Origin of the sequence: Bacillus sp. RSS_NA_20, from assembly GCF_020165915.1 — a bacterium.
Taxonomy (GTDB): domain Bacteria; phylum Bacillota; class Bacilli; order Bacillales; family Bacillaceae; genus Bacillus; species Bacillus altitudinis.
Genome location: NZ_JAIUKW010000005.1, coordinates 515,017 through 527,537, shown reverse-complemented (window position 1 = coordinate 527,537; position 12,521 = coordinate 515,017). Strand labels below are relative to the sequence as shown.

The window sequence follows — 12,521 nt, the reverse complement described above, 5'->3', positions numbered from 1 at the left end:
AGACTCTCCTTACTACTTTTTCTTTATCTTTCACTATTTTAGATGTCATGGACTTTTTTTGCCAATTTGGTCGTATGAACGTATCCATTTTTTTAAACATAATGTCATCAAAACTGATATAATAGAACATAAGTTTGCATTTTATTGAAAAGGGATGACTTAAAATGATTAAAACGGTAGAAGGCAATATCTTAGACGCAGAAGAAGACATCATCTGTCACCAAGTGAATTGTAAGGGTGTCATGGGAGCAGGATTAGCAAAGCAAATCAAAAGCAAATACCCAAATGTGTATAAAGACTATAAACGGTTATGTGCAGAACAAGGAGATGATTTATTAAGCTCCGTCCAGTTCATCACAACGAGCGACGGAAAAACCATTGCCAACTTATTCGCCCAAGTTGGATACGGAAGAAAAACAAAACAAACAGATGACGACGCATTACGCAGCTGCTTTGAACATCTAAAACAGACAGTGACAAATCCAAATGAAAAGAACCCCCTTCATTCTATCGCCATTCCTTATGGGATCGGCTGCGGCTTGGCAGGCGGCGATTGGACGATTGTTCGAGAGATGATGGAAGAGGTCCTTGGTGAGTGTGAAGTGACGGTTTATCGGTTTAAATAGATGAAATGAGAAATTCCGATGAAAACAAATATTACAAAAACCCTCCTTCATTTATTTGGAGGGTCATTTGCTATTTGCTATTTTTCAAATAATTTAGCACAGCTTCTTTATCTTCCTCATCTTCAGGTAGAAATCCGAACGTTTCGTATTCCCAAACGGCTATTCTTTGTACATTGTCAATACCTAAAGAATAAACATCTTCGTATCCAAAATCAGTTGAGAATTTACCCGATTTCTCCAACTCGAGAGTAGCTGTTGTCCAAGCACCTAGACCATTTTCTATATATTCCTTCTTCAACTCTTCAAGAATTTCACTGAGCTCGACAAATAAATGTTTATATGTAGAGTTACTTACACTATATCGTTTTGGAATATCGTGCCCATAGACTCGTTCTTCATTATTAGGTTCAGTAAAATAAAAGGTAATTCCTGCTGAATCATCCAATATTTCTGCATACATCCAAACTTTATCCCAATCACATGGAATCATTTCATTAATTGCTTCTGCTATTTTTTTATAATTCAATTCTAATCCTTCCATTATCTTTAGCCTCCAGGTTGATTCTTAATTTTTTCAAGATAGGATCGTTTTCCAATGTTATATTCGATGACGAAACTATCTGGTCTTAAGGAATCATCTTTATAGATAGGTTCAATGCTAACTTCTACATGTTTAGGTGGATCAGCCCTCAATGCCTTCAACCATCTTTGCTCCATCTCATACCATTTCCCACCACTTCGATTAATTTGTGAACTCATTGGTACAAGATTATCAATATCTCCAGACCCTTTAAAAATAGAGGCAATTAAATGCCCTCCATCATCTTTTAATAATCGATCCGGCTTTCCTGAATTGGATTGGGCATATTGGTTTCTTTTGACCTCTCCATATTTTAAATTATTTGCTTCGACTTTGACAATGCGGCCATAGTGATCTGTTGTGTAGGTGTAACCTTGCTTTGTTGAATAAACGACATTCGGTTTTAATACCTTTTTGCGTTTCCATCGCACATAGTGCTCTCCGTAACTGACAACAGTCGGTGGTGATTTGGGTGCCGGTAATCTTCTGCCTGTCTTAGAGATTCCGTATCCTGAATTGTTGTCTAGTCGCTTTGCCATGGAGAGAAGTTTATTTTTGAGATTTTCTCCGTCAAACACGTTATACGGCAGCTTCGGGCCACCAGCCATTTGAAACTTTGGTGAGTATGGCAATAGATTCGGAATGGTGACGTTACCGATTGATTTTGCTCCTTGTTCAAGGCCTTTCTTCACTGTTGTTTTGGCAGCTGTTGTCCCTGTTTTTGTGATGGCTCCTGCCCCTTTAGAACCAAAGACAATTTCTGCAAGAGAACCAGTCGCATAGGCGAACCAGTGTGACCGTGAATACGCGTCACCATTTATGACTTCTTTTTGGAATGAGTCTGAAATCGATTTTCCAATCGCTTTCGATGTTTCAATTGGATGTGAAACAGCCGTTACAACTGATTCCACAGCCCCACCAGGGTCAGTGACAAGATCATAGATTCCGGTCACTGTATCTTTTGCCACATCATATAGACCAACTGCAGCACCTTTTACACTATCAATGAACACCTCTGATGCTTCTTCCTGTGCTTTGATTTGGAGAAGCTGACTGTAATACATTTTTTGATCATATGTGAGATTCTCATAACCGATCTCATCTACAATCTCAAAGTATTTCGCTTCTGATAGACACGAAGGATCATTGAGCTTTTCTTTCAGTTCTTTGATTCTTCTTTTTTCTTTTTCTTCTTTTTTCACCTTTAAATAGGCTTTCACTTGAGCATCAATCTGATCATGGTTCTTGTACACGTCTGTCTCATGAAATGCTTTTGCATCATAATACATTGGCTGCGCATTCTTTCCTTTTCCAGTAGCAGCCATCATCTTTGCATAAAAAGTGTTGAGGTGATTCTCAACCGCTTCTGACTTTGCGTATTCCGTTTTCAAATCATTGTCTATTTGATGTAAAACTTCAATGGTCTCTTTTCTTTTTTTGTTCGCATCGTCTAAATGTTCATTGACCTCTTTACTTGAAAAAGTATGTAATTCAATTAAATCACTGATATCGTCAAAAATAGTGGAAAGTGCCTCTTTTTGTTCTTTGACCATATCTTTATTGTTCTGAATCCCTTGTTTCAATTGAGTGTCTAAAAAGTGCTCATCAATAAAAGTACTCCCGCCTAATGATTCATCATCAAGCTTTCCTTTCACCCCATCTAAAAAAGCCTTTTGCATATTGATAAAATCAAGATAAGTGTCTGTGTACAGCGCAAGATCCTCATAAAAAGCTTTGATATTGTCTGCACCTTTTCCAGTAAATTCATCACCTAAGCCCGACACACTTTTTAATGCTTTTTTCACAAGTTTCATTTCTTCTTGAAGCTCATGATAGGCCTTTGATCTCTGTTCTACAGCTGATAGTAAAGATGGAGCATCTAATATTTTCATATAAAAAAGACTCCTTTATGGCATATTCTTTTACTAGAATACCATAAGGAGCCTGACACTTTAATCCACTTTATCGTTTTTTAACCAATTTTGAAGAATTTGAACATACTCATTGAATGAGATGCTGTTATCAATAGGAATTAATAAGGAATCCTAATAAAGAGAAGGGCTTCCCTCTTCTCTTATCTATCTCCATATACAAAGCTATATTCTGTAACTAAATCATCTCCCCAACTATCACTAAAACTTATTGAAGCTGGGCCAGCACTAATGGAAATACCATTTATTGTTGCATAAGTGTGATGATATTTTGTGATAATATTTGCAGGATCTCCTTTTTTAGACTTTGGAACAAGTACATCTCTATCCATTGTTATAAATTGAGTATCTCCATAGCCAGGTGAAAGAATAACTCCATGACCATAATTTTTGTATGAGTCTGTATCAGCTGATAGTTGTTTATCTTCTGTTACATGTGTGAGGCCACCTTTACCATCAGCAACGGCCTTTTGTTGCTGCCAATACCCCTCAAAAGTACCTGATAAAGGGACTGCAGATGTATCCCAAGCTACTGCAAACGCATCTTTTTTATGGTTAACAGGCTTTTTAAACCATTCGGCATAAGAATGATATTGATATTTATAATTAGTTCCAGATGTACCTTTATAAAAAACTTGTTGAGAAATAAGCAGTTTGCTATTTGTTGCCGGATCGGTTGGCGGTAAAGATGATAAGGTATGTATTTTATCAGATTCTCCTAAATCACCATTATCTTTCAACCCTACATCTTCGTATGAAATACTTTTTCCTGTGAGCTTTTTATACTTCTTTATGTCCTCTAATTTTGTTTTTGCAATCCGCTTTTCATTCTCAGAATTATATTCAATTCGTTCTCCATCTAGTGAATTATAATATGTAGTAGACTTGACAACTTCAAGTTTGACTGAATGTTCTTGGCTTGTATTATCTTTAGTTTCCTTACTTTTTGCACTTGAAATACCCCCAAACATTGTCAATGAGAATACGAAAGCTAGTAAAATGAGTATGAACCTGATTTTCATCCCAAACACCTCCGCCCACACACTACCATATAAAGAAAAAATCGTAAATATCTCAAGTATGGTTTTTATTATTATAAGAAAATACAAAGATTAGAATTAACCAAAAAGACAATACTTCAAACAGTCCACTGTTGTATATTTTTGAAAAAGGTAAAATCAAAGTAAAATAAGTTAAAATGATGGCTCCTAACAACATGTATAATGTGCGTTTCATTTACATCCCCCCAACAATTTTTTCTCAACGATATCATATTTTTTAAGACCTTTCAAAAATGATTTAGCAAAGTTGCTCTTATAGTCTACACTTCGGTAGGCAGTACTCACATAGATTACTTTCACGTTCAAACTCCATCACAACTTCATCAAATTATGATAGCAATCATTAAGACACTTATTAATTTTTTGCATCTCAAATCACTTGGGGTTGTAATGCCACCCTGTAATATTCTGTTTACCATTTATTTATTTTCACACCTACATAACTTTCTCCATCCCTTACTCCAAGTAAACACAAAGCTAAAAAAGGTGAAACTATACTCCACTAAAAAAAGAAAAACCCTATTATAAGAGTTTTTCTTTTTTGGAATCGTAGTCTTTAATAATATCAATTGGATCAATCGCATCATCATCTTGTGTATATTCCTCTACATAAGGAGTAATTAATTTCTCAAACTGCTTTTCATCATCCACTAGAGCAATACAAGTTTCATACCCTTCAAAATCAGATGGGTATAAATTTGCAACAGCACTACCATTTTTCAAAGCCTGATCTATCGCATTTTTTAATTCCAATAGACCCTTCCTGTTTCCTAAAATCAGTGCTTCTCTGTGATGAGTTTCTTGAGCATATATATTACACATCTCTAAAACATCATCATCATCCACTTGAATAGACATATAAAAGCACCTCCGAAGTTAAATTTAGTTCATTATATAATTCTTAATGTCAACATGCTAAAGAGCCATGACCTCAAACGTCTGATCCAAATAGTGATTGCGTACACCGCAAACAAAAATAGCTCAAACTACTTAACGGTACTTTACTCCTTTTTATATTTCATTACTTTTATAATTCTATAAACTATTACAGCAACATAGCACACAACTAAGGTAATCAGATATTCAAAAGGAAAATCTCTTTGTACACCTTGATAAAGAAAAATTGCCAAAAGGACTGTAAACAAAACTATTTGAAAAACTTCTTCTTTTATCATACAAATCCCCCGATATACTTTCACTTACGTTTTATACTTTTAATTACGTTATGTTACCGTGAAATTATAAAACAATCAGTCTTAACATTCTACAGTCAGTTCCATATTTAGGATTTAAGTAACAAAATTGAAAGTATGTACTATATTTATTTTTATCTCAAATTGTTTTCTTCTCTTTCTTCATAAAAAACATCCTGAAATTCTCCATAAATTTTTTTCGGTTTTTCAGAATCCCATGCTTTATACAGTTCTCGCATAAATATATACAGTGAAATTGGGTAATAGCCAGCGTTCCTCTAACGGACACTAAAAGTTTCCTCTTCAAAAAGCTTAATACATTCATTTGTTTTTTAGTATCTCTATACGCTGCCATCAAAGCAAATGGAGCATCTAATATTTTCATATAAAAAAGACTCCTTTATGGCATATTCTTTTATACCATAAGGAGCTTGACGCTTTAATCCACTTTATCGTTTTTTAACCAATTAACCTCCAGAGCTACCTCTTGATGCAACTGTTTGGACATCTTCATGTAGAGGTTGAGTCAAACCGTTTGTAAAGAAAAGTGTACCTAGAGCTACCACAACTAGTGAAAATGTAATAAAAACCGACTTCTTCAATTAATTCACTCCTTTTCCTACATACTGGCTTGCGAGTAAGGCTCTTTTATAGTAATTTAATGATTGTTTCAGCAAGCCTCTCCCCTCTAAATATTTCGCCACATCAACCAGAATTTCCTCTAAATCAACCCATACTCTTTTCTCTTCAAGCTCTAAACACAGATTGTTTATATTGTTCAATTGAGATTGATTTTTTTCATACAATAGTTCTTTTAACAATTTAAATTTTATTTGAAAAACGTTATGGTTGACTTGTTCTGATAAAGAAATGCCTAGATCAATCCATTCAATCGCGTCATTACTTTTACTGGAGATTTCTATTCTAGAAAGTTCATATAAACATCTCAACTTCAATAAATCTTGATTTTCGATCTCTTTATAACTCAACGTACGCCTAAATAGTGCTGATGCTTCTTCTAAATTTTCTTTTTTGCTTTCTAGAAAACCCATATTGTAATATAGATGAATGATTAAATGATTGTCATTAATACTTTCGATCATATTCTCAGCTTCACTAAAAAGAGCTCTTGCTTTATCATATTCAAATTGATCAATTAAGTTTAACGCATGTAGCATCCTACAGTTAATCTGTCTTTTGATATATGTTTCATGGGCATTAAATGTGTCACACGCAATTTGTGCATGATATTTTGATAAAAAGGTCATTTTCAAATCATAAAATAGAACTGCGATTTTATAATGAAATTCAGCTTTTTCTATTTCATCATCAACATAAGCCAACTTTTTTTCAGCTATTCTGAAGTAACTTAATGCCTTATCATAATCTTGTAAGTAGTCATGATAGATCCCATTATAAAAGTAGAAGTAATATGACATTAGTTTATTTGTTTTTTCTTCTTTTTCGTCTGGAGCATTCCGCTGAAAGAATGGCTTATCTAAATTTCTGCTAATATTCTGAAGTTTCAGCTTAAGCCTAAAGCTCAAAAGTTGATAATACAAAAGAATATCTTGATTTTCTTCCATTAAATCAATTGCCCTGTCTATGTCATCTTGCATTTCTATAGCTGCCGATAAATCCCCTTTTTGTATCGCAAGATTCCAAGTGTTTAACATGTTCCCTACCTCCTGAGAGGCAATTAATCCTGACATTCCTTTACCCCCTTCTAAACAAATCCCTAGTATAATTCTAACACGCATTTTACAACATATGTAAAGTGAATCTGCTCATAATAGAAATTTTCGGTATCCCGCAAATATGATAATAATTGAATGGTATGCAATTAAAGAGTTGGTTAAAAGAGAGAGTAGCCAGAAAGGACTTGATACTTATTTCTTTTAGATTGACCACCTTTATTTTTTAAAAAGAAATTCACAAAATATTGTTTTGAAATTGATATAAAAAGACCTGACTGAGTTTCAGTCAGGTTCATGAAGGGATCAATCTAAATTATATTATAATGAAATCAAAACAAAACAGATAATTAAACATCCGTTCTCATTCACTCTATGAAAATTCACCCTATACAGTATACTCTACATGCTCTAATTTTGCCTTAATCTAAAAAATCAATATTAACAGCGAAATTTCCAGCTGTTACAGTTATCTGAGGAATTTTAGTTTTTTCAAAAATGTCTACAATTTCAAATAATGTCTTTTTTATAATATCGTTACTTGGCATTGTATCTACTCTTAATATAAGGATTGTTTCAATGCTTCTAGCTACTTCAAAAAGAACGTCTTCATCTTTAACAGATTCAATGTAGCTTTTTATTCTTTTAAAGAACAACTCTACTTCTTCTAAGTCTTGTAACGGATATTTAGTAATTTGATGAATATCGGCTGGATTAGGTGCTTCTTTCTCTAAGATCGCTTCAAGTTCTGCTTTAGTTATATATTCCTCCTCCTCTTCTTCGTATTCACCCTCTGCTGCTTCCTCATCAACACTGTACTCAGCTGTATAAAGCCCCTCAATGAATTCATCAAAGGAATCAGCTAACTTAAAGTCTTCTTCCATCTCAACATCAAAATAATGAATTGCAGGATTCTCTTTCGTTTTTCGATAATCCATCGCTACCCAAGTATGGCCATCGCCGTTAATCAAAACAAGCCCTTCTGGCAGCTCCCACTCTTTTATTAAGTAGGCACTATCCATAATTCCTTCACCTTCGGCGATACCCATCAGGTGATTAAATTGAATATGATCCTCAGCCCATGAATTAGAGTAAGTGGTTGAAAAAGCATTATGAACGGTATAACCACCATTCTGTTTTAATATGAGCTTTTTATATGTATCTGGTAAAATGACTCCAAGTTTCTTTTCAGCTTTAGCTATTTCTGCTTCGTTGATCTTTTTTAACGTATAGTAACCTTCCTCGTCTATTTCCCAAAATGATTTCAAGGTGATGCCTCCTAGTAAAATATGCACATAAGTATACCATCTTGCTGAGTATATTTGACAATTTAATCAAAATAAAAGAAGAATATTTGTTACTTAGTCATTCACGCTGTCTATTTTTGTCGAAACGATAGTAAAAAGAAGGTACTTCATGTAAAATTTCCTTTGCACCTAAAAATCAGGAGGATCCAATATGAAGAAATTATCTATATTCATTTTTATTTGTTTAATGATGCTAACAGCTTGCAGTAGCGCAGCATCAAATGAAAAACAGCTCACGACAGCCAATATTATTGAAGCTTTTAAAAGTGCTGGGCTTGAAGCAGAAAAACCATCTGATCTTAAACAAAAAGAGTTTGGAAATATAAGAGAAGAAGGAAAAAGAATTCTCGTTCCTTCCTTAGGTGAAAATGCTGGTGGACGAATTTTTAAATTTGGAAATGAAACTGATTTACAGCAGGCGAAATCCTATTATGATGAGTTAGGCAATGCTGGATCTATGTTCTTCTCTCACACCTATTCAAAAGGAAACATTTTATTACAAATGAACGGTGAAATGAAAGATGCTGAATTTGAAAAGTATAAGAAAGTAATGGATGAGGAAATAAAATAATTTCATATATTTTTAAAAGAAGGAAGGTCAATAAATGTCATCATTTTGGCTGCTAACAGTTATCCTTACGATTGTTATACTTGTTGTTTCTGTTATCTTTAAAAGAAAGGATGCACCTTTACAGTATGGAATACCATCGATTCTCATCATCATAAGTATTATCTTATTATTAATAAGTTTTTTCGTAGGAAGTTGGGAAGGTTTAGGACTAGGTGCAATCAGTATATCTTTACTGATTGCATCTGTGATAGTCATAAATAACATATAGCCACTTCTGCATAAGAAGTGGCTCTTTCGATTATAAAAATATACTAATTAAAATAAAAACCCCCTGAAGCCAATGGCTTCAAGGGGTTTCTTGATTAATACTGAGACATATACTGATCGCGTTCCCACGGATGTACTTGGGTTCTAAACATATCCCATTCGATTTCTTTTGATTCGATGAAGTGCTCGAATAAGTGATCGCCTAGTGCGTTGATCATGACTTCATTTGACTTGAGCAGCTCAAGTGCTTCTGCAAGTGTTGCAGGTAAGTCAGCGATGCCGTTTTCAAGGCGCTCTTCTTTGTCCATGACATAGATGTTTCTGTCGATTGGCGCTGGTGCGTCTAGTTTGTTTTTGATTCCGTCTAGACCTGCTGCAAGTAATACGCTTAGTGCAAGGTATGGGTTTGCAGATGGGTCTACACTGCGTACTTCTACACGTGTGCTAATGCCGCGTGATGCTGGAATACGAATCAATGGGCTGCGGTTTTGTGCACTCCATGCTACGTAGCAAGGTGCTTCATAGCCAGGAACAAGACGTTTGTAAGAGTTCACCGTTGGGTTTGTGACCGCTGTGAAACTTGTTGCGTGCTTCACAATACCTGCGATAAAGTGTCTAGCCGTCTCGCTTAATTGTAAGTCTGCTTTCTCATCAAAGAATGCGTTTTTACCATTTTTAAATAATGATAGGTTACAGTGCATACCAGATCCGTTTACACCGAACAATGGTTTTGGCATGAATGTCGCATGAAGTCCGTGCTTTCTCGCAATTGTTTTCACAACGAGTTTGAACGTTTGAATGTCATCACAAGAACGGATAGCGCCTGCATATTTGAAGTCAATTTCATGCTGTCCAGGTGCTACTTCGTGGTGAGACGCTTCAATTTCAAAGCCCATTTCTTCAAGCTCAAGCACGATGTCACGGCGGCAGTTTTCACCTAAATCTGTTGGTGCAAGGTCAAAGTATCCACCTTTATCGTTTAGTTCGAGCGTTGGCTCGCCTTTTTCGTCTAATTTAAATAAGAAGAATTCTGGCTCAGGTCCAAGGTTGAAATCACTAAATCCTAGTTCTTCCATTTCCTTTAAGATACGCTTTAAGTTGTTACGAGGGTCTCCATCAAATGGTGTTCCGTCTGGCTTATAAATGTCACAAATAAAGCGTGCAACTTTACCTTTTTCTGCTGTCCAAGGGAAAATAACAAACGTGTTTAGATCTGGATATAGGTACATATCTGATTCTTCGATACGTACAAACCCTTCAATAGATGAACCATCAAACATACATTTGTTATCGAGAGCTTTTTCTAACTGGCTCACAGGAATCTCAACATTTTTAATTGTTCCGAGAATGTCTGTAAATTGCAGACGGATGTACTTTACGTTTTCCTCATTTACTAATTTTACGATATCTTCTCTTGTGTACTTTGCCATTTCGTAAAACTCCTCCCCTACAAAAGGTAAAATGTGTATAGCAATGCTTTTGCTAATTGGTTAACGGAAGAACCTTGACATATCCCCCTGCCTAAAGGTCGTTCCTTGTTGGAAACGTCCAGCCTGAATGAGTTCCTTCTTCAGTAGCTTCCTGAGTTCATCATCTGTCAAGTTGTGCTTCGCTGTGGTTTTCTCCTCTGTCTTTGTTTCAGACGATGGATTTTCTGCCTCAGCTTTGGCAAAAAGTTTTTTGATTCCTGCCATGTTTACACCTTGTTCGATGAGGTTTTTGATTTCTAGTAATTTATCAACATCATGGAAAGAAAATAATCGGCGATTCCCATCACTTCTAGCTGGAAATACTAAACCATTTTCCTCATAATAGCGAATTTGTCTTGCAGATAATTCTGTTAGCTGCATGACAATCCCAATTGGGAATAAAGGCATTGAGCGGCGAATGTTATCACTCATCTCAACTGTCTCCTCCTCTTTGCTTAAATTTATTATATGTCATGTTATATTATGTGTCAACGAAATGTTAGGAATATTAACATGGATTTTTTTATCGAGCAGGCACTTCAATAAAACCTTGCTCTAATAAGGCATCTACAGCACTGCAAATGGCATTTTTCACATGGGCGTACGTGAGACCGCCCTGAACATAGGCTGTGTAAGGCGGTCTAATCGGACCATCAGCTGATAATTCAATGCTGGCTCCTTGGACAAATGTGCCCGCTGCCATAATCACATCGTCCTCGTATCCCGGCATATAGCTCGCATGCGGTGTGACATGACTGTTAATCGGTGATGCATATTGAATGGCCTGACAAAATGCAATCATTTTTTTAGGGTCTCCAAATTCTACAGATTGAATCAAGTCGGTTCTTTTCGCATTCCACGACGGGTTTGTTTGGAACCCGAGTTTTTCAAGAAAACGCGCTGTAAACACGGCACCTTTTAAACTTTGTGCAACAACATGCGGTGCTAAGAAAAATCCTTGATACATTTCCTGAAGCGCATACAGCGATGCACCCGCTTCACTGCCGATGCCTGGAGATGTCATTCGATAAGAGCAAGCTTCTACCCATTTTTCTTTACCGACAATGTAGCCGCCAGTTTTAGCAAGGCCGCCGCCTGGGTTTTTAATGAGCGAACCTGCCATAAGGTCTGCGCCCACATGACACGGCTCTTGTAATTCAGTAAATTCACCATAGCAGTTGTCAACAAACACAATGATGTCATCATTGATGTCTTTCACAAATGAAATCATTTGTTCAATTTCTTCTATTGTAAAGGATGGTCTTGACGCATAGCCTTTAGAACGCTGAATCCCGATGACTTTTGTTTTTTGGGAAATAGATTCTTTGACTTTGTCGAAATCGACAGATCCATCTTGACGCAAATCAATGGCTTTGTAATCGATCTGAAAATCTTTTAATGAGCCTGTCCCTTCTTTGCCGCGAATCCCGACAATCTCTTCTAGGGTATCGTAAGGTTTCCCCGTCATGTAGATCAATTCATCACCAGGTCTTAGCACACCGAATAAGGCGATGGAAATGGCATGTGTTCCAGAAATGATCTGCGGGCGTACAAGACCGCTTTCCCCTCCAAATACATCCGCATAGATCTTTTCTAACGTGTCTCTTCCCATATCATCGTAGCCATAACCAGTTGTCGGGTTAAAATGAGAGTCGCTGACTTTATGTTTCCGGTAGCTTTCAAGAACCCGCCACTCATTTTGTTCGCTCTTTCGATCAATTTGCTGATGTATTTGTGAAATGTCTTGTTCTGCTTCTGCTGCTTTTTTTTCTAAAATGGTGCCATGTTTTAAAGTGTGAAACATCGTGATTTAATTCCTTTC

General features: G+C 36.0%; 14 protein-coding genes. 3 read left to right on the top strand and 11 right to left on the bottom strand.

Features of this window, described 5'->3' with window-relative positions; genetic code table 11:
- The first annotated feature begins 164 nt into the window (after nt 1-164).
- On the top strand, nt 165-626 hold the full coding sequence (locus LCD32_RS08205) for a macro domain-containing protein (protein ID WP_025207379.1): 462 nt from the start codon (nt 165-167) through the stop codon (nt 624-626).
- Between the two features lie 70 nt (nt 627-696).
- Here the strand turns inward: LCD32_RS08205 and LCD32_RS08200 are convergent, their stop codons facing one another.
- The 8 genes from LCD32_RS08200 to LCD32_RS08165 all read right to left on the bottom strand — a co-directional run bounded on the left by LCD32_RS08200 (nt 697) and on the right by LCD32_RS08165 (nt 8,353).
- Nucleotides 697-1,167 carry an immunity protein YezG family protein gene (locus LCD32_RS08200; RefSeq protein WP_224563472.1) on the bottom strand — a complete coding sequence of 157 codons (471 nt, stop codon included), beginning with the start codon at nt 1,165-1,167 and terminating at the stop codon, nt 697-699.
- A 5-nt stretch (nt 1,168-1,172) separates the two neighbouring features.
- Nucleotides 1,173-3,098: a T7SS effector LXG polymorphic toxin gene (locus tag LCD32_RS08195; RefSeq protein WP_224563470.1), complete on the bottom strand. Its 1,926-nt coding sequence runs from the start codon at nt 3,096-3,098 to the stop codon at nt 1,173-1,175.
- Nucleotides 3,099-3,280: 182 nt separating this feature from the next.
- Nucleotides 3,281-4,159 carry a hypothetical protein gene (locus tag LCD32_RS08190; protein ID WP_224563468.1) on the bottom strand — a complete coding sequence of 293 codons (879 nt, stop codon included), beginning with the start codon at nt 4,157-4,159 and terminating at the stop codon, nt 3,281-3,283.
- Between the two features lie 561 nt (nt 4,160-4,720).
- A complete protein-coding gene (locus tag LCD32_RS08185) occupies nt 4,721-5,056 on the bottom strand; it encodes a hypothetical protein (protein WP_065460402.1) in 336 nt (111 codons plus the stop codon).
- A 143-nt stretch (nt 5,057-5,199) separates the two neighbouring features.
- On the bottom strand, nt 5,200-5,373 hold the full coding sequence (locus LCD32_RS08180) for a hypothetical protein (RefSeq protein WP_224563467.1): 174 nt from the start codon (nt 5,371-5,373) through the stop codon (nt 5,200-5,202).
- Nucleotides 5,374-5,530: 157 nt separating this feature from the next.
- Nucleotides 5,531-5,776 carry a hypothetical protein gene (locus tag LCD32_RS08175; protein WP_017367298.1) on the bottom strand — a complete coding sequence of 82 codons (246 nt, stop codon included), beginning with the start codon at nt 5,774-5,776 and terminating at the stop codon, nt 5,531-5,533.
- Between the two features lie 217 nt (nt 5,777-5,993).
- Nucleotides 5,994-7,103 (bottom strand): RapH N-terminal domain-containing protein, encoded by a 1,110-nt coding sequence (locus LCD32_RS08170; protein ID WP_046526677.1) that lies wholly within the window; start codon nt 7,101-7,103, stop codon nt 5,994-5,996.
- A 404-nt stretch (nt 7,104-7,507) separates the two neighbouring features.
- Nucleotides 7,508-8,353, bottom strand: coding sequence for an SMI1/KNR4 family protein (locus LCD32_RS08165; RefSeq protein WP_224563464.1), 846 nt, complete (start codon nt 8,351-8,353; stop codon nt 7,508-7,510).
- Nucleotides 8,354-8,543: 190 nt separating this feature from the next.
- On the opposite strand from LCD32_RS08165, the gene LCD32_RS08160 reads away from it, so the two are divergent.
- On the top strand, nt 8,544-8,963 hold the full coding sequence (locus LCD32_RS08160; RefSeq protein ID WP_224563462.1) for a stress protein: 420 nt from the start codon (nt 8,544-8,546) through the stop codon (nt 8,961-8,963).
- Between the two features lie 34 nt (nt 8,964-8,997).
- The gene (locus LCD32_RS08155; protein ID WP_224563460.1) at nt 8,998-9,231 is read left to right on the top strand and encodes a YesK family protein; all 234 of its coding nucleotides are present in this window, start codon (nt 8,998-9,000) and stop codon (nt 9,229-9,231) included.
- A 94-nt stretch (nt 9,232-9,325) separates the two neighbouring features.
- On the opposite strand, the gene glnA is transcribed toward LCD32_RS08155, so the two are convergent.
- The 3 genes from glnA to LCD32_RS08140 all read right to left on the bottom strand — a co-directional run bounded on the left by glnA (nt 9,326) and on the right by LCD32_RS08140 (nt 12,503).
- Nucleotides 9,326-10,660, bottom strand: coding sequence for a type I glutamate--ammonia ligase (gene glnA / locus LCD32_RS08150; RefSeq protein ID WP_007499421.1), 1,335 nt, complete (start codon nt 10,658-10,660; stop codon nt 9,326-9,328).
- Between the two features lie 60 nt (nt 10,661-10,720).
- Nucleotides 10,721-11,131, bottom strand: coding sequence for a MerR family transcriptional regulator (locus tag LCD32_RS08145; RefSeq protein WP_007499423.1), 411 nt, complete (start codon nt 11,129-11,131; stop codon nt 10,721-10,723).
- A gap of 91 nt (nt 11,132-11,222) precedes the next feature.
- Nucleotides 11,223-12,503: an aminotransferase class I/II-fold pyridoxal phosphate-dependent enzyme gene (locus LCD32_RS08140; RefSeq protein WP_224563458.1), complete on the bottom strand. Its 1,281-nt coding sequence runs from the start codon at nt 12,501-12,503 to the stop codon at nt 11,223-11,225.
- Nucleotides 12,504-12,521: the final 18 nt, after the last annotated feature.

Coding starts and splice junctions, on each gene's coding strand:
- LCD32_RS08205 (WP_025207379.1), top strand. CDS start 165: ATGATTAAAACGGTAGAAGGCAATATCTTAGACGCAGAAGAAGACATC.
- LCD32_RS08200 (WP_224563472.1), bottom strand. CDS start 1,167: ATGGAAGGATTAGAATTGAATTATAAAAAAATAGCAGAAGCAATTAAT.
- LCD32_RS08195 (WP_224563470.1), bottom strand. CDS start 3,098: ATGAAAATATTAGATGCTCCATCTTTACTATCAGCTGTAGAACAGAGA.
- LCD32_RS08190 (WP_224563468.1), bottom strand. CDS start 4,159: ATGAAAATCAGGTTCATACTCATTTTACTAGCTTTCGTATTCTCATTG.
- LCD32_RS08185 (WP_065460402.1), bottom strand. CDS start 5,056: ATGTCTATTCAAGTGGATGATGATGATGTTTTAGAGATGTGTAATATA.
- LCD32_RS08180 (WP_224563467.1), bottom strand. CDS start 5,373: ATGATAAAAGAAGAAGTTTTTCAAATAGTTTTGTTTACAGTCCTTTTG.
- LCD32_RS08175 (WP_017367298.1), bottom strand. CDS start 5,776: ATGAAAATATTAGATGCTCCATTTGCTTTGATGGCAGCGTATAGAGAT.
- LCD32_RS08170 (WP_046526677.1), bottom strand. CDS start 7,103: ATGTCAGGATTAATTGCCTCTCAGGAGGTAGGGAACATGTTAAACACT.
- LCD32_RS08160 (WP_224563462.1), top strand. CDS start 8,544: ATGAAGAAATTATCTATATTCATTTTTATTTGTTTAATGATGCTAACA.
- LCD32_RS08155 (WP_224563460.1), top strand. CDS start 8,998: ATGTCATCATTTTGGCTGCTAACAGTTATCCTTACGATTGTTATACTT.
- glnA (WP_007499421.1), bottom strand. CDS start 10,660: ATGGCAAAGTACACAAGAGAAGATATCGTAAAATTAGTAAATGAGGAA.
- LCD32_RS08145 (WP_007499423.1), bottom strand. CDS start 11,131: ATGAGTGATAACATTCGCCGCTCAATGCCTTTATTCCCAATTGGGATT.
- LCD32_RS08140 (WP_224563458.1), bottom strand. CDS start 12,503: ATGTTTCACACTTTAAAACATGGCACCATTTTAGAAAAAAAAGCAGCA.